Origin of the sequence: Methanooceanicella nereidis, assembly GCF_021023085.1 — an archaeon.
GTDB lineage: Archaea > Halobacteriota > Methanocellia > Methanocellales > Methanocellaceae > Methanooceanicella > Methanooceanicella nereidis.
Window position 1 is genome coordinate 209,435 of the sequence record NZ_PGCK01000001.1, and the last position, 14,906, is coordinate 224,340.

The following is a 14,906-nucleotide window of genomic DNA, read 5'->3' on the forward strand; positions in this document are numbered from 1 at the left end:
AAAGAGTTTTATATTTTATGTGACTGCATCAATACTGTAAGCCGGGTGAGTCGATGTTAACGTTAGGCCTTTACAATACATATGATAAGATCAAAGTTCTGGATATACATTACAGGGGAATAGCTAGAGGGGCCCCGATAGCTTATGCGTTCGGGTTCAACCTGGCTTTAGTGGGATTCCCGTATGATTTTGAAAAGCAGGAACTGGTCGATTTTGTAAAGGACAACACGACAATAGGCGAGTCAGGCGCTTACCTTCAAAAGCTGCAGGATGAAAAAAGGCTCTACGTATTCGATATACCGAAAAAGGGCTTTCCGGCACAGTTCGGCTCGCTCGTGGTCACATCATCGCATCCCGACAGGAAAAAAGCAGTGTCATCTGATGAGATCGCGGATATGATGATAAAGAACAGGTCATTGTTTATCCTGATAGGGCTCGGCCGCAAAGGATTGCCTAAAGAATATTTTGAGATGGCCCCTTATCATCTTGACATCACTGACGGCAAAGCAATATCCCTTGAGACCTGTACTGCCATAGGAGCCGTGACATCAAGGCTCTATACCATTGCAGAATATAAAAAGAAAGCTATGAGGACGGGTAATCAATATTATAGTGATCATAGCGACAGGAAATGATACAAAAGAAAATATTTTTTTAAAGTGAATATTTTACACGTTGATATATATTCTAATTATTTTTAATGAAATTAATCTTAAATGACATTTTATGTTATTATATACTTATTTTTATTAATAATTCAATATTATTACAAAATTGTAACAAAACATATAAATTAGTATAAATTAATCTTTCAGGTAAATCTGGGGGGGTACGGGAGGAGGTATATTTACGGATTATCCACCAGATAATTATGGCCTTGAGCGGTCTGCCGATATCGGGTCATTGGCTATAAAATTCTTTATCGTGATATTTGCGCTCTGGCTGTCAAATATCCTGTTCGTATCCATACATGAGATGGGGCACGGGATCATGACGGCAGCGTTCGGAGGGAAGATCTGTAACATATATGTTAACCCTCTGGGCCTGGACGGCAGCATCACGCATACGGTCATACCCGATGCGCTTGGCGCAAATATCGTCCTGTCCGCAGGGCTCGGGATAACCACTCTGGCACTGATGGTCTTCTATTATCTTAAGCTGGACCTTTTCGTGTATGTTATGGCCATAAGGACCATAGAATGCGCGATCAACCTTAATCCCGGTTCCGACATGTATACACTTATGAACAGCATAGGCTCGAACGCTTTTGTCATAATGGCACTGATCGTAGTGATAAACGCATATTTTGCAGGGCAGGCATTCTATAACCGCTGTAATACCATTGAAAGGGATATTTTTGACGACAGGGCGAAGGACATGGTCAAACCGGCTTTATTCCTCTCCATATTCCTGACACCGCTGATAAGCATAAAGCGCTGACAAGTATATTGCTTCGATAGTTTTATCTGGAACCACTGCAATATACTAGCGACCATTATGTCAGCGTTCACCAGGTTTATGGCAGTTATCATAGGGATAATAATATTAACCATACTGGCAGTCGATTATCTTGCTTTCCACGGCGATTACCTGTTAAGCCCCGCTACAGGCGGCGTTGCGGTATCGCTCCTGGATTCGGCGGCCACGTTATTTGAAGGAGAAGGCGCGCTATACTTCACGTTCTTAATTGTATGCATGTTCATCGGCGTCATGGCGATAATGTATAAGTTCGTGAAAGGTTGACGGAGGAATTTACACTGTTTAGCCTTAATGACAGGTCCGGCGTTCAGAATCAGCTTGCGAGAGCGTTCCTTACATCGTTCGCCATGTCATTGACCATGATGCTGATGGCTTTTGGCTTCATGTACCTTTTTGATCCGAACAGTGCTCATGAGCTGCCGGTATCTACAGCGATCATCCTGGTCGTGTTCGCACTCTCGTTCATAGCTTCGGCCGTGCTTCTGGAAAGGTCGGGCATGGCTCAGGCACCTGCCCTTATAGGAGGGGCCGCGATAGCTATGGGTCTGACCATGTTCCTCGTATCGATCATGTGCGGCGTCTTTTACCTGTATGACGGTATGCTTGAACTGGAAACGGACACTCTTATCACAGGGTTCGCAGTTTGCCTTATATTGAGCGTCGTAATAGACAGGCTCGTATTGAAATTTTAACAGGTCATTTTTTTGATATCGTTATCAGGCCGGCGCCGAGCAATATAAGCACCGCCACAAGTATCAGCAGCAATATCTCCCCTATTGCGGGTAAAGATAAGCCGGTCAAAAACCCGTTCGCATTCTCCACGATGTCAAAGCCGTACATTATACCCAGTATGTAACCCGATAGTATCAGTGAAAGAGAGGCAAATATCACGTTCAAGATCGAAAGCGACGATGCCTTTTGAAGGCCGGTGTCAGGCTTTACATAGCCCTTTGTATTACGGGCTTTTTCCGATCTTATCTCTTCCAGCTCTCTCCTCATGCGCTCTTTTTTAATGTCTTCAAGCTCGCGCCTCATCTTTTCCGCTTTGATCTCTTCAAGCTCTTTTTTCATCGATCCCAAATCTTGCGTACCATTTATCGCCGTGTTATCTTTGTCCATGCATATCCCCTAGAACAATATATCCATTGATGGCTTCGGACGTTCCCTTTTCTCCACCGTGAGCTCTATAGTGACCTCGTTACCAGCCGAAAGCGACGATACGAGACCCCGGTCGAGCCTCGAAGCAGGCTTATCCGCATATATCATGATCGTCCTGGGGCATACGAAATCACTGACACGAAAAACTGCGCTATGAGTATCGCTCAGCGTCATGTCCTTTGATCCCCAACCCGTAACGGTATCGGAATGGTCTCCGGAAGTTATGACCGCCGTGATAAAAGCGTCATCGCATGCCAGCAGTGATCTGAAACCATCGCTGAGCCCTGATACGGACCTGTCAGCACTCACCGCTATAATACAATCCGCGGACGGCGATATTTCCTCGTCCTTCGTGATCTCGAAAGTCGAACGATGTGTCGCGGTCACATTTTTATGCCCTCGCGCACGGATAACTTCTTTAAGCATACACAGGCTATATGTACTCTGGTGGCTCATAAAAGAAACGGAGAGATTTAAAAGATATGGAAAAGATGGAGATAATAGAGGCAGAATGCCCTTCATGCAGTCCGGACGAGCCGGTTGCTCACCTTGTTTTGAAGGAAAGCGAAGGCAGGGTAAGATGCGAAGAATGCGGCCTCGTACACGTAATACCGGTAAAAAAGCAGAGATTTGTTAAGCTAAAGGTCATCGTTAGCAGACAGGATAAATCATCGGTACAGGAGACAGAGGTCGACGCGGATGAATACCTGCATGCAGGCGACGAGTTTGTCGTGGACACGGGCGAGGAGATCAGCGGCGTACGTATCCAGTCCCTGGAACTAAAAACCAGTAAGAGAGTGGAAAAAGCGAAGCCCGAAGAGGTGCTCACCATTTGGGCCAGGGCCATAGACGAGGTCATTGTAAAAATTGCCGTACAGAAGCACGAAATAACCGAGTCGCTCGATTATAAGGTTAACGGGGATTACGAGTTCACGATAGGCGATACGATAAAAGTGAAGGGATATGAGGTCAAGATATCCTACATAAAGATAAGGGATGGCGCCCTGATGAAGAGGGAAGGCGCTACAGCCAAGGCAAAGGATATTAAAAGAATATATTCAAAGATAGTATCGGAAAGCAAGTTCGGCTCGAGAAAAGGAGTAAGAGGAGGAAGAAAGATATCGGGCTCAATGAGATCGTCGCGCGAGACCTGAGAAAAGACCTAATATCGAGATTAGGCTTCGAAGGCATTAGCAGCAGGGTACTCGATGCCATCGAAGCTGTCCCCAGGCACAAGTTCGTGCCGGAGGATGAGGAAGAACTAGCTTATTATGATACGCCCCTGTCGATCGGTGACGGACAGACGATATCGGCTCCCAGCATGGTCGCTGTGATGTGCGACGTACTGGACATACGCGAAGGCATGAAAGTCCTGGAAGTGGGAACAGGCCTGGGGTACCATTCCGCCGTGATGTCATTGCTGGCGAAGCCGGGGAAGATATACACCGTCGAAAGATTTGCTGACCTTGCCGAAAGAGCCAGGTCGATACTCGGCGAACTGGGCTATGATAACGTTGAAGTTTTCGTATCGGACGGGAGCGAAGGGCTCGCGCAATTCGCCCCTTATGACAGGATAAGCGTGGCATGTGCCGCGCCGAAGGTCCCCGAGCCGCTTATAGAACAGTTAAAAGAAAATGGAAAAATGGTCATACCCGTAGGCAAATACACCCAGGAGCTCGTGCTTGTCGAAAAGATAGAGGGCAAAGTGCGCATGCATGACAGGGGCGGGGTGGCTTTTGTGCCAATGGTGGGTAAATACGGTTTTAAGGAAAGGGGAAGATACATTTAGCCCCGTCCGCAGATAGGGTTTAACTGGCATTGGCAAGCCAAATAATCCCAAAACTAATTAGATAAATTATTTCTTAATCAACTGACATAACTTCAATTATTAACTCGTGGTGACGATGGAGTTAGATCTTTTCTACACGGCCGGAAGCGAACAATTTAAAAATATCGTAACGGATAAGCTTCGCAGGGTTTTCAAGGGCCTTAATGTAAAAGATAAGGGAAAGCTTGAGGTGTTCGATAAGGCGTGGGAGCCGGACAGAAGGCAATTCGATGCGTATACGCTGCTGGACTACACCATAAGATGCATGACTTCAGACTATGCGCTCTGGGTCGTCGATGAGGATATTTATTGCGAGAACGTAAATTTTGTGTTCGGCCTGGCGATGTATAATATCGCGGGTGTCGTCTCGATCTTCAGGCTGGACTCGCCGGAGATGGTGGCAAAAGAGGCCATACATGAAGTCGGACATATATTAGGCCTCAGGCATTGTAAAAACAGATGCGTGATGCAATTTTCCAACACCCTTGAAGAGGCGCGTAAAAAGCCGGATACATTATGCTCAAAGTGCCATTCTATTTTGAACCGTAAGATAATTGAGACAGGTCAGATAATGTAAGACCGGGTATTTACTGTGGAAGGCCGTGGCACGTATACGCTAATCATGCATTTGAAGAAAGGCCAAAAGCTTAAGGTGGGCGCTATAGGCGACATCTACTTTGACGAAGGCTATTATGCATATACAGGGTCTGCCCTTGGCAGGTCTGGATATGCGAGGGTGCGAAGGCACCTGAACGTGGCATCCGGCAAGAACGCCACAAGAAGATGGCACATTGACTATTTATTACCATACGTCGAGGTTATCGACATAATAACTTCGCCAAGGCCGGAATGTAGCGTGGCGGAAAGCATTGACGGAGTGCTTTCAAGGATATCCGGTTTCGGCTGCAGCGATTGTAAATGTCTTTCCCACCTGCATTTTTCCAATGACATGGATGTAATGATGAGAGTCGTCAGGGAATCTCATCGCATATAAGAAGGATAATTAAATTATTTTTTTATTATAAAATTTATTTAGTTTAGCTATTGCTTAATAAAATATTATTTATTTGAAAGATAAAATATGAAATATTCTATTAACAATTAAAGAAAAATTTATATAGATATAATTCCTTGTATATTCATGTCAGCGATTTTCAGTCATGCGACAAAGGGGCAAGGTCATGGAATCCAAAGGCAACATAGCGATCATTGAGGACAATATTGAGCTACAATTCCTGTACAAAATGGTGCTAGAATCAGAAGGTTATACAGTCGCATATACAGCAAGGAACGGGGAAAAAGCGCTGGAAGAATATAAGAGATGCGCCCACAGGCCGGATCTTTTTATCATCGACAACAGGCTTTATAACTCGTCCGGAATGGACACTGCGAAAGACATTCAGAAAATTGACCCTAAAGCCAGGTTTTTATTTGCTACGGTGGACAGGAACCTTGACGGTAGAATGGAAGGCGTTAATGCCATCGGAGTGCTTTATAAGCCATTCTCTATGCGTAAATTGACCAACACGATACACAGTGCAATGGAAACCAGGTAAATAGATAGCAAGCGATCAATATCATTAACCATCCATGGGCCGTATCAAGCGGATATTACATAATTTATTTTTTATTTTTTTCAACGGGCTTTATTATCAATACCACATCATTAAGGAAAATTTCTAAGATCATCGATTTGTAGAATGACACGAATACATTTATATTAAATATTAATTAAATTAATAAATATACGCTTGATATGCGGGTGTAGCGATCATGAATGAGCTCTACGTAATTAGACATGGCATAGCAGAGATGATATCCCCGGCAGGCGGCGGCGATGAATCCAGAGAGCTGACAAAAAAAGGCAGGGAAAAGGTCAGGCTCATATCAAAGACACTTAAGGACCGGGAGATATTTTTTGACAGGATAGTCTCCAGCCCCCTGACGCGGGCCGTTCAGACGGCAGAGATCGTGAGCCGGTATTGCTCGGACCGGGAGGAGATAGCTTTGACAGATTACTTAAAGCCGGGAAGCAGTTATGAGGACCTGATCGAATACCTGAACAGGACCGAAGGCGCGGAAAAAGTAGCCATAGTCGGGCATGAGCCGTTCCTCAGCGGTTTCATATCGTATTGCCTTTCCAGGAGCAAGAGCTCTTTCGTGGAGATGAAAAAGAGCGGTGTCGCATTGCTTGAGATCGATGGAATGATCATACCGGGAAAGGCTAAATTGTTATGGCTTATGGGCCCGAAACAGTTCATGGACTGAAAATGATAAAGCTACTTAAAAGCCTTAACGGAAATGCTATTTTAAATATAGTCATTGTATGATATGCAGGCATTATCTAAAATAGATGGCAGATAACACATAATACCATAAACAATAATATTTATTATCACATTCTTGTAGAAGCCTATAGCCTGAACTTTTATCATCAACGCCCATGACAGAAAAACAAGCCATCATCGACCTGGGGTCGAATACGACCCGCATGCTCATTGTTGAAGTGCTGGATAGCGGCGCTTATCGCCTGGTGGAAGAATCAAAGGAGAATATCAGGCTCGCCGAGAACCTGATGCCGGACGGGATCATTAAGCCGGCAGCCATTAACAGAGCGGTAAAAGCCGTGAAGATCTTCAAGAACATTTGCGAATACCAGAACGTTGACAGGATCATAGCGATGGCGACGGCGGCGGTAAGAGAGTCGAATAACCAGAGCTATGTGCTGGATATGATCAAGGCAGAAACAGGCATCGAATTCAAGGTCCTATCTCGCCAGGAAGAATCGTATATGGGCTACCTGGGCGTGATCAATACGATCGACATCAAAAACGGCATCATACTTGACCTTGGCGGGGGCAGCATGGAGATCACAGCCATCAGGGATAGGAGGCCGGTAGAATTCACGAGCCTTCCTTTCGGTGCTTTAACGCTGACGGAAAGGTTCCTTGACATTAATAAGCCGTCTGACTCCCAGTTTAACGACCTTTCGAGCTTTCTTATGAATAACTTCAGGCATGTACCATGGTTAAACTCGTATACGGGATACGAGCTTGTGGGAGTCGGAGGGACCGTAAGGACGATAGCAAAGATCCACCAGCGGGCCATAGATTACCCGTTCGACGACCTTCATAACTATGTCATATCGCCTCAGGAAATATCAGTGATCTTTACCAGGCTTAAAAAGACGGGTTTAAACGAGAGGATGGACGTTCCGGGGCTTTCAAGGGACAGAGCGGACATCATAATGGGCGGCATATGTGCGATAAACACTTTGATAAGGTATCTGAAGGTCTCCAGTGTACGCGTATCATCTCACGGGCTCAGGGATGGCATATTTTTCAACCATTTCCTGAAAGAGCCTGTCGTAAATGATGTGACAGAGTTCAGCGTAGATAACCTCTCAAAGCTCTACGGGCTTGATCGCGCTCATTCCCAAAGAGTGTACGGGCTTTCGAAAAGCGTCTTTGAAAATCTAAAACCCGTACATGACCTTCCGGAAAGCTGCCTGAAGATCCTGTGGGCAGCGTCGATGCTGCATGCATCCGGGTACTATTATGATTTTCAGAACCGCTTCAACAATACGTTCTATAATATTCGCAACAGCAGGATATTCGGGTTCAGCCATATGGATACGTACAAGACAGCCCTTGTAGCCGCATACTATGGTGCCGGAGGGGTAAAGAACCGTTCAGCCGTGCTTGATATGATATTGAACAAGGACGAGAACAAAGCGCTAAAGAAGCTTGGCGTGATCCTGGCCCTTTCGGACAGCCTTGACAGAAGTAAAAGAGGCAGGGTCACTGGCGTCAATTTTGAGACATCAAGGAATAAAGTAACGATGGAGCCGATATTCAGCGGAGATATCTCTGTGGAGCTTGATACGGCTTCGAATGTTATCCCCTACTTTAAGAAAGCATTCGAATGTGAGCTTATAATAAAAGGCTGTAACAACAGCCCATAATATATAGAGAGATATATGCGGCGAAATGATTTTTAAATGACACCGTAAGCAAGTTTTTATACGAATATCAATCCAATATTAAGTGATCTTAATGAAGAAAGTTCGTGGACTTGGACTTAAAAAAAGTTATCCTGGCAAATTATTTATCGTCGAGGGCTGTGACGGCTCGGGTAAAAGCACACAGCTGTACCTATTAAAAAAATGGCTTGAAAGCGAAGGCTATTATGTCTTCTTTTCGGAATGGAACTCATCGGACCTTTTAAAGAAATATACGAAGAAAGCAAAGCGTAAGAACCTTCTTACGCCCACTACGTTCAGTCTCATTCATGCATGCGATTTTGCCGACAGGTATGAAAAACTTATACTCCCGCATCTTCGCGCCGGCCACATCGTGCTTGCGGACAGGTATGTGTATACGGCATATGCCCGTGACATAGCACGCGGATGCGACCCCGAATGGTGCAGGAACCTTTATGATTTTGCGTTAAAGCCGACGATAGGGTTTTACTTTAAAGCCCCTCTGGACGTATCGTTAAGCCGCATACTCACAGGCAGGACCGAGCTAAAATATCACGAGGCAGGTATGGACCTGGGATTATCGAGCGACCCCGTCGAGAGCTTCAAATTATTCCAGGGCATCATCAAGCAGCAATATGATAATATGGCCGGTAGAGAAGGTTTCACTGTAATGGACGCGACAAAGACCATCGAAGAGCAGCAGCAGGAGATGCGTAAGATCGTGAAAAGATCGCTTGTAGGATATAAGTCGCCTATAAGCTGTGCACAGGGGCTTAGTTCAAGGCTTGTCACCCCGGTGACGGATTATTAGGAGCGGTGAGATGACGGATAATCTATTTTACGGCACAGGCCTGCCATACCTGAAGCTTAACAAAAAGCATCTGAGCGGAAAGCTCATAGTCATTGAGGGCGCGGACTGTTCGGGCAGATCGACACAGATCGCCCTGCTAAAAGAGTACCTGGAAGCCAGCGGGCACGGCGTACTGGATACAGGACTGCGGCGCTCAGGCCTTGTAGGCGAAGCCATAGAAGAGGCAAAAGGCGGCAATACGCTGGGCAAGACTACGCTCAGCCTGATGTATGCGACTGATTTCGCCGACCAGCTGGAAAACAAGATCATACCTGCTTTAAAAGCAGGGTTCATAGTGCTGGCGGACAGGTATATATTTACGCTGATGGTCAGAGACCTGGTAAGAGGGGCGGACAAAGAGTGGCTGCAGGAGCTTTTCAGCTTTGCCCTTGTACCGGATAAGATATTCTATATGAATGTCGACCCCGAGACCCTCCTTCATCGCGCGCTGCTAAAATACGGCCAGCTGGACTACTGGGAATCAGGCATGGACGTTTGCCTGTCGAGCGACATGTTCGAGAGCTTCACCAAGTACCAGTCGCAGCTAAAGGACGAGTATGCGACGCTGTCGCTTGAGTACGGCTTCGATGTGATCGATGGCTCAAGGACCGTTGATGAGATCCAGAAGTACATCCGGGATAGAGTGGATGAACTGCTGGAGAGTAAAAAAGCGGCCCCTAAGGCGAAGGCAAAAAAAGCTAACTGAATAAATAAATGAATTCCCGGAACATTGATTTCCGGGTTCTCTGTTTTTATTGCTTTAACCGTAGATCCCGAACATATCCGTCATCGGAGCTGGCCACGACCTTTCAGCTACCACGCAAGACCCGTCCATGATGCCGTGATTGACTATACGGTCATCTATGCATTGTTTGACTGTCATGCCTCCTGCGCCATTCAACGGATCGTCATATGTCTTTGTATCCGTCCATTCTTCGCCAGGCCTCAGTGTGATATATTTACCGTTATACTCGATATATGCCGTACCGTCCGCGCCGATATTCTCGACTTTGATCCCTTTACAACTGCAGGGCAGATCGTAAACGTATTCCAGATTGCCGGTATGCGAACTTCTTGTCTGTCCGGGATATACGGCATAGATGTCATCCTGTTTCTCGCCAAGGATGACTTTCAGGTTCCCTGTGGCCCCTGTCGAGAATGGCACTTTTAACATATTTGCCGCCCTATCGTAGGAATATTCCGCCATAATGGGCGTTCTTTCTATTTTACCGTCATATCCTGAGCTATCGGAACATTTTCGGGACATTATCGTATGTTCGAGAAATATGAATTTTCCCGGCTCTAATGTAGATATTGCAGGCTTGATATTACCGGTCGAAGGATCTGACATTCCGATGCCGGTTTTTTCATTTATGGACTGCTTTATGTCCTGGCCGATACAACATGAAGAAAGCAGGATGCCAGCAGTGATGAGCGAAACAAGCAAAAGCCGGTGCATTGATACATCCTTCATTGATTCCCCCTGCTAAGATATGTCTTATCATTTAATATTATTATTTTAATAATTTAACAAATAAACGGATAAAAAATGAATATTATGCATATTTTGAGGTATCGTCCATTGCCCGGACCCCGATACTGAATTAAATATCGCTTGAATAAGATCAGACGGGCTTTGGCCATTATGGGCCTGGACCTGTAGTGTATGAGTATATGGGATATACTACGCTAAATGCAAATTATGAAAAATATCAGCATTCGATGCCACGCATGTTACATAGTCTTTTGAGCCCCCCGACATAAAGACTATGTAACATAAAATATTGTTATATTTTCTTGTATATACGTTTATTGGTCTTTTTGAAATTTTGCATATAAAAGTATTAATCAGTTTAATATCGTCAAATAAAATGATATATTACCAACCTGTTAATGTACAATGGTATAGGATCCAATAGATAATATCCGGTCCGTTTTAAGCTATCGATCGGCCAAACTGCCCTGAAGAGAATTAGCAAAAAAGAGCGTTGATAAGCGGCTTCTTTATGTCTTTAATCGATTTTAAATGTCCCTCTTTCGTTATATTTTCCGATAATACATAAATCGACAAGTCACATTTATTAAATCATAGGGGGGATGGAGTATGTTTAAGGTTAGAAGACGCTGGATAGCTTTAGCGCTTATCATGGCCGTTATAGCCATGGCCCTGCCGGCAGGAGCCTATATGACACCGATACAGTACGGCTTCCCGAACGTTTTTCAGGACTCTGAGTCCACATATTTCTGCAGGGACACCGCAGAAGCCAACGAGTTTGAGTTCGTGGACATCAACTGGGGTGGAGGAGCGCCGTTTTATGGAGGGCGCGGGTTCTCGTTCCCGTCCATAACTCAGGTCAGCAGCAGATCACAGGTAATGACTCATACCGAGTTCGCGCATACCCGTGAGACCACTGCCATAGGTTATCCGTTCTTAGGGATAGGAGGATGCCCGATACCCGGGCTATATTAGATAACCGCGATATAGGCGGAGAGAACCAGAGATAGGGGGGACACCACCCCCTCTATCCATAGTATTAATGTTCTTTCAAAAAACCGTTTTAAGTTCGAGACCGGATAAGTAGTTTTGAGAACTATCGAATTTTAAAAAATTTGAGCAACATGGCAATCACTGATCAAACTATCCGAATGCCATGTCGGTCGCTTTAAGATTTCCGGTCCTACTGTAAAGCGATTTTCTGCACATTATCATTTCTGCCATGTAAAATGATTTTATAGCTTATAGACATATACTGATACTAATCTAGTAACCATTTAAGGCGGACTGAACATAATGAATTACTACATCGGCATATACCCGGGACGGCTTGACCGTAGAGGCGCTTTGTGCCTGATAAAAAGAGAGCACCAAAAGTACTCGTCGACTTTCATCAATTCCCAATTTTCCGGAAACCCTGACCTGGAACGAGCACTGGCCTTTGAAGGAAAGCTGAACCCCGTACCAGCATATAAGATCTATCACCTGGAACACCTTGAGCCGAAGACAAGGCTCCCCGAATACGTCAATGCTTTAAAAAGGGCACTGGAGACCTATTCGAAAAATAATACGGATTCTTCGCCCATCGAAATAATCATCGATCAGACTGATGTCGGCAGTTCGTTCAGGTCCATGCTGATGGACGCCCTGTATAATGACCCAATAAAGTCGCTTTTAAACATGCCTTCTTCGATAAAGGATGCAGGTAAAGAATTGTCTTTTATTGAGATCTGCGTTAAGGACCAGGACACGATAAAGAAGACAAATGAGCTGATATTCATATCGAAGAAAGACCTATTCACTAACCTTGCAATACTCGAGCAAACCGGAAAGCTGGATGCGAACGACACCGGGACAAGAGAGTGGTATAATAAGGGGATATCCAGGTTCATCGATAAATTGCCCGCCCTGCTGGGATACCTCGGGGAAGCGGATGATGAAGGACAAATGTACCCGGACGTCGCGGATTATAGCCGGTTCAGGAGCATTGCAGTGGCATGCTGGAAAGCCGAGCATGACAGGAATAGTTTCCCGGCGACGATGATCGATTTCAGGTATAATTACGTTTAGATGATATTAAAACTTTAAATATTTTTTACATTCAGTTGATCCAAAATAAAACGCGGTCGGCGAGACATTTAAGGTCTGCCCGGAGCGAACGAACGAAGTGAGAGAGCGAAGGGATGCGTAGATATCAATATTATCACGGTCTTGCGCCTATACTAATCCGACTAACTGTAAAATTTGCAATATGATGATTACGGAGTATATTATCCCTATCAAAAAGGGAGCGCTACATTCAATCTTTGTGAATGGGATATGACGTAATTTTTTGTATACCGCTTCTTCCTGACTGAACATTTGTACGGGTAGCTCCCTTTCCATCTCGTGTATCACCTGGAACTTAGCGTGATTCAGGTTTCTGTACGAGGCAATGTTCATGAACCAGAATGTGCACACGACCATGCCCGTTATTGATATTAGTATGACACCATATTGTGGAAGGTTCTTAATCAGGCCCATTGCGGCAATGAGAAATGTGTTCACCGCAACGTAGAAGCTATTAGTGGTCTGCCTATTCTTCGTTACTTCACTTGTGGTTGCCACCATGATTTTGTACTGCTCGAATAGTGTTGGGTTTACCGTCTTTGATGCATCAATTATTGTTTCACCCCCAGTTTCCAGCATCTGTGTTTCTTTATCTGCCATGTTATCCCTGTTCCTCCAGCCAAACTTGAAGTTTTGCGGTGTTCCAAGGTATGACTCTAGCACCATGATCCTTCAGGGGCTGGGGTACCCGGTGGTTTTCGTCCCGGTATATCCTCACACCTATCACGGGTTTTCCCAGTTCATACGCCTTGTTAATCTCCCATAGGACCGCCTCACGCGACGCGGTCTCCTGCCCTATCATGACCACTAGGGCTGAACTCTGTCTAATCCGCTCCGTGCACTGTGTCTTCCATTTCTCATCGAATGGTTCCTTAACAGAGTAGTCGGTGAACTCTACTGGGAACCTTGGGTCCTTTGCCTGGCTCCTCAGGAGATCCACTTGTGCCTCATCCTCGACGTGGAAACTGATGAAGACCCTGGGCTTCATGGTCTTCCCGTAGCTAGTTATTGTCCGATTTGCGGTACTGCTACCGCCATCTTGTGAGTATCTTGTCGCATGGGACTCTCTGTCCCGTCTGAAACCTCCACCCATTTCTTTAATCCTCCGTTATTTTTTATTTGCCTGGCCTTCAGGTCAATCCTTACCAAATTTTTCATTATCAGGCTGATGTCGCCCTTGTCGTGTTGGACCCATTTACCGTTCTTGTATTCCTTTCCGTAGAAAGCGCTGACATAGTGGCTTTGAGTGATGAAGCCATCCGCATTTGAAAACTTTACAAAATTACTCGGGCCTATGCCATAGAGCAATAGATTGTAACCTCTCTGCTTTATCTCTCTGACATAATGCCTTGCCCTCCGGACCTCCTCAAGGGTGCTTCTGTGGAGAAAGTCTCCCGTGTGGAAGACCATACAGCACACGCCCATATTAGCCAGGATGTCCGCGTGTCCCGTAATTTGATGTGTATTAGAGCCTTTGACAAGACCCAACGGAGTGCTGTCTCTACATCGCTTTATGATCTCGCCGGTCCACCGGAGCATCCTTTCAATCTCCATGGCGCTCCGCCGCATCTCACCCTCATAGGTTTCGCCGTCCGGCGTCATATAGAAGTCTGGGCCGAGTGCCTTGACTGCCTCGACATAAGTGTCGACGGTACTTCTGGCTATGAGTTTATCGCGCATAACCGAGGACAAAACTATCTTGACACTGCTGGGACAATCCAGGTACTCCCGTATGTTACCAGTCCTGATGATGTCGTGGAAAATGCGGTTGAACTCCCTCCCATTTTCCCGAAGCAAGTCCTGTAAACGTACAGCGATGGCAGTGCATGGGATGTACTTCCAGGGCAGGTACGTCGCTGTTTCCCCGAGCTTCACGACTGGTGTTACCGCTAAGAACGAGGGATATTCCGATGATATAGCATGCGGGCAATGAAGGATGTTATTGAATTCAGGATTCGGGATAGCACCTAAAGTCTTCTTGATCAAATTAATTGGAAGGGTTACG

General features: G+C 45.5%; 22 protein-coding genes. 16 read left to right on the forward strand and 6 right to left on the reverse strand.

All coding sequences use genetic code 11. From position 1 onward, the window contains the following. Nucleotides 1-53: 53 nt before the first annotated feature. The 4 genes from CUJ83_RS01155 (at nt 54) to CUJ83_RS01170 (ending at nt 2,171) form a co-directional block, all read left to right on the forward strand. Nucleotides 54-635: a DUF531 domain-containing protein gene (locus CUJ83_RS01155; protein ID WP_230739643.1), complete on the forward strand. Its 582-nt coding sequence runs from the start codon at nt 54-56 to the stop codon at nt 633-635. A 268-nt stretch (nt 636-903) separates the two neighbouring features. Further along, nucleotides 904-1,440, forward strand: a complete 537-nt coding sequence (locus CUJ83_RS01160) for a hypothetical protein (protein WP_230739645.1) — start codon at nt 904-906, stop codon at nt 1,438-1,440. A gap of 57 nt (nt 1,441-1,497) precedes the next feature. Next, the gene (locus CUJ83_RS01165; RefSeq protein WP_230739647.1) at nt 1,498-1,743 is read left to right on the forward strand and encodes a hypothetical protein; all 246 of its coding nucleotides are present in this window, start codon (nt 1,498-1,500) and stop codon (nt 1,741-1,743) included. Continuing rightward, the gene (locus CUJ83_RS01170) at nt 1,740-2,171 is read left to right on the forward strand and encodes a hypothetical protein (protein WP_230739649.1); all 432 of its coding nucleotides are present in this window, start codon (nt 1,740-1,742) and stop codon (nt 2,169-2,171) included. The genes CUJ83_RS01165 and CUJ83_RS01170 overlap by 4 nt, the downstream gene beginning before the upstream one ends. Before the next feature lie 4 nt (nt 2,172-2,175). Here the strand turns inward: CUJ83_RS01170 and CUJ83_RS01175 are convergent, their stop codons facing one another. After that, entirely contained in the window at nt 2,176-2,598 is a 423-nt protein-coding gene (locus CUJ83_RS01175) for a hypothetical protein (protein WP_230739651.1), read from the reverse strand. Between the two features lie 9 nt (nt 2,599-2,607). Further along, complete coding sequence (locus tag CUJ83_RS01180; protein WP_230739653.1) at nt 2,608-3,063, reverse strand: DUF371 domain-containing protein; 456 nt, start codon at nt 3,061-3,063, stop codon at nt 2,608-2,610. Between the two features lie 56 nt (nt 3,064-3,119). Between CUJ83_RS01180 and CUJ83_RS01185 the strand changes: the two genes are divergently transcribed. The 9 genes from CUJ83_RS01185 to tmk all read left to right on the forward strand — a co-directional run bounded on the left by CUJ83_RS01185 (nt 3,120) and on the right by tmk (nt 10,003). Beyond that, complete coding sequence (locus CUJ83_RS01185) at nt 3,120-3,791, forward strand: HVO_0476 family zinc finger protein (RefSeq protein WP_230739655.1); 672 nt, start codon at nt 3,120-3,122, stop codon at nt 3,789-3,791. An 11-nt stretch (nt 3,792-3,802) separates the two neighbouring features. Then, entirely contained in the window at nt 3,803-4,426 is a 624-nt protein-coding gene (locus tag CUJ83_RS01190) for a protein-L-isoaspartate O-methyltransferase (protein ID WP_369423856.1), read from the forward strand. A 115-nt stretch (nt 4,427-4,541) separates the two neighbouring features. Continuing rightward, nucleotides 4,542-5,042: a peptidase gene (locus tag CUJ83_RS01195; RefSeq protein WP_230739657.1), complete on the forward strand. Its 501-nt coding sequence runs from the start codon at nt 4,542-4,544 to the stop codon at nt 5,040-5,042. Nucleotides 5,043-5,057: 15 nt separating this feature from the next. After that, nucleotides 5,058-5,459: a GIY-YIG nuclease family protein gene (locus CUJ83_RS01200; protein ID WP_230739659.1), complete on the forward strand. Its 402-nt coding sequence runs from the start codon at nt 5,058-5,060 to the stop codon at nt 5,457-5,459. Between the two features lie 166 nt (nt 5,460-5,625). Next, nucleotides 5,626-6,021, forward strand: a complete 396-nt coding sequence (locus CUJ83_RS01205; RefSeq protein WP_230739661.1) for a response regulator — start codon at nt 5,626-5,628, stop codon at nt 6,019-6,021. A 217-nt stretch (nt 6,022-6,238) separates the two neighbouring features. Beyond that, the gene (gene sixA, locus CUJ83_RS01210; RefSeq protein ID WP_230739663.1) at nt 6,239-6,733 is read left to right on the forward strand and encodes a phosphohistidine phosphatase SixA; all 495 of its coding nucleotides are present in this window, start codon (nt 6,239-6,241) and stop codon (nt 6,731-6,733) included. 175 nt (nt 6,734-6,908) lie between these two features. Then, complete coding sequence (locus CUJ83_RS01215) at nt 6,909-8,429, forward strand: Ppx/GppA phosphatase family protein (RefSeq protein ID WP_230739665.1); 1,521 nt, start codon at nt 6,909-6,911, stop codon at nt 8,427-8,429. Between the two features lie 91 nt (nt 8,430-8,520). After that, nucleotides 8,521-9,258, forward strand: coding sequence for a dTMP kinase (locus tag CUJ83_RS01220; protein ID WP_230739667.1), 738 nt, complete (start codon nt 8,521-8,523; stop codon nt 9,256-9,258). A gap of 10 nt (nt 9,259-9,268) precedes the next feature. Further along, nucleotides 9,269-10,003, forward strand: coding sequence for a dTMP kinase (gene tmk / locus CUJ83_RS01225; RefSeq protein ID WP_230739669.1), 735 nt, complete (start codon nt 9,269-9,271; stop codon nt 10,001-10,003). A gap of 54 nt (nt 10,004-10,057) precedes the next feature. On the opposite strand, the gene CUJ83_RS01230 is transcribed toward tmk, so the two are convergent. Continuing rightward, nucleotides 10,058-10,771, reverse strand: a complete 714-nt coding sequence (locus tag CUJ83_RS01230) for a hypothetical protein (protein WP_230739671.1) — start codon at nt 10,769-10,771, stop codon at nt 10,058-10,060. Nucleotides 10,772-11,401: 630 nt separating this feature from the next. Between CUJ83_RS01230 and CUJ83_RS01235 the strand changes: the two genes are divergently transcribed. Then, on the forward strand, nt 11,402-11,767 hold the full coding sequence (locus tag CUJ83_RS01235; protein WP_230739673.1) for a hypothetical protein: 366 nt from the start codon (nt 11,402-11,404) through the stop codon (nt 11,765-11,767). Nucleotides 11,768-12,088: 321 nt separating this feature from the next. Next, nucleotides 12,089-12,862, forward strand: coding sequence for a hypothetical protein (locus CUJ83_RS01240; protein WP_230739675.1), 774 nt, complete (start codon nt 12,089-12,091; stop codon nt 12,860-12,862). Nucleotides 12,863-13,009: 147 nt separating this feature from the next. On the opposite strand, the gene CUJ83_RS01245 is transcribed toward CUJ83_RS01240, so the two are convergent. From CUJ83_RS01245 to CUJ83_RS01255, 3 genes are read right to left on the reverse strand one after another with little or no spacing between them, the layout of a single operon-like run. Next, on the reverse strand, nt 13,010-13,501 hold the full coding sequence (locus tag CUJ83_RS01245; protein WP_230739677.1) for a RipA family octameric membrane protein: 492 nt from the start codon (nt 13,499-13,501) through the stop codon (nt 13,010-13,012). Between the two features lies 1 nt (nt 13,502). After that, on the reverse strand, nt 13,503-13,889 hold the full coding sequence (locus tag CUJ83_RS01250) for a TIR domain-containing protein (protein ID WP_230739679.1): 387 nt from the start codon (nt 13,887-13,889) through the stop codon (nt 13,503-13,505). 17 nt (nt 13,890-13,906) lie between these two features. Further along, nucleotides 13,907-14,440 carry a hypothetical protein gene (locus CUJ83_RS01255; RefSeq protein ID WP_230739681.1) on the reverse strand — a complete coding sequence of 178 codons (534 nt, stop codon included), beginning with the start codon at nt 14,438-14,440 and terminating at the stop codon, nt 13,907-13,909. A gap of 160 nt (nt 14,441-14,600) precedes the next feature. On the opposite strand from CUJ83_RS01255, the gene CUJ83_RS01260 reads away from it, so the two are divergent. Further along, nucleotides 14,601-14,834, forward strand: a complete 234-nt coding sequence (locus CUJ83_RS01260; protein WP_230739683.1) for a hypothetical protein — start codon at nt 14,601-14,603, stop codon at nt 14,832-14,834. The last annotated feature ends 72 nt before the right edge of the window (nt 14,835-14,906 follow it).

Excerpts from the sequence above, each read along its gene's own strand:
- CUJ83_RS01230 (WP_230739671.1), bottom strand. The coding sequence starts at position 10,771 with ATGAAGGATGTATCAATGCACCGGCTTTTGCTTGTTTCGCTCATCACT.
- CUJ83_RS01185 (WP_230739655.1), top strand. The coding sequence starts at position 3,120 with ATGGAAAAGATGGAGATAATAGAGGCAGAATGCCCTTCATGCAGTCCG.
- CUJ83_RS01235 (WP_230739673.1), top strand. The coding sequence starts at position 11,402 with ATGTTTAAGGTTAGAAGACGCTGGATAGCTTTAGCGCTTATCATGGCC.
- CUJ83_RS01240 (WP_230739675.1), top strand. The coding sequence starts at position 12,089 with ATGAATTACTACATCGGCATATACCCGGGACGGCTTGACCGTAGAGGC.
- CUJ83_RS01175 (WP_230739651.1), bottom strand. The coding sequence starts at position 2,598 with ATGGACAAAGATAACACGGCGATAAATGGTACGCAAGATTTGGGATCG.
- CUJ83_RS01250 (WP_230739679.1), bottom strand. The coding sequence starts at position 13,889 with ATGAAGCCCAGGGTCTTCATCAGTTTCCACGTCGAGGATGAGGCACAA.
- CUJ83_RS01245 (WP_230739677.1), bottom strand. The coding sequence starts at position 13,501 with ATGGCAGATAAAGAAACACAGATGCTGGAAACTGGGGGTGAAACAATA.
- CUJ83_RS01215 (WP_230739665.1), top strand. The coding sequence starts at position 6,909 with ATGACAGAAAAACAAGCCATCATCGACCTGGGGTCGAATACGACCCGC.
- CUJ83_RS01155 (WP_230739643.1), top strand. The coding sequence starts at position 54 with ATGTTAACGTTAGGCCTTTACAATACATATGATAAGATCAAAGTTCTG.
- CUJ83_RS01165 (WP_230739647.1), top strand. The coding sequence starts at position 1,498 with ATGTCAGCGTTCACCAGGTTTATGGCAGTTATCATAGGGATAATAATA.
- CUJ83_RS01195 (WP_230739657.1), top strand. The coding sequence starts at position 4,542 with ATGGAGTTAGATCTTTTCTACACGGCCGGAAGCGAACAATTTAAAAAT.
- CUJ83_RS01255 (WP_230739681.1), bottom strand. The coding sequence starts at position 14,440 with ATGCTCCGGTGGACCGGCGAGATCATAAAGCGATGTAGAGACAGCACT.
- CUJ83_RS01220 (WP_230739667.1), top strand. The coding sequence starts at position 8,521 with ATGAAGAAAGTTCGTGGACTTGGACTTAAAAAAAGTTATCCTGGCAAA.
- tmk (WP_230739669.1), top strand. The coding sequence starts at position 9,269 with ATGACGGATAATCTATTTTACGGCACAGGCCTGCCATACCTGAAGCTT.
- sixA (WP_230739663.1), top strand. The coding sequence starts at position 6,239 with ATGAATGAGCTCTACGTAATTAGACATGGCATAGCAGAGATGATATCC.
- CUJ83_RS01205 (WP_230739661.1), top strand. The coding sequence starts at position 5,626 with ATGCGACAAAGGGGCAAGGTCATGGAATCCAAAGGCAACATAGCGATC.
- CUJ83_RS01180 (WP_230739653.1), bottom strand. The coding sequence starts at position 3,063 with ATGCTTAAAGAAGTTATCCGTGCGCGAGGGCATAAAAATGTGACCGCG.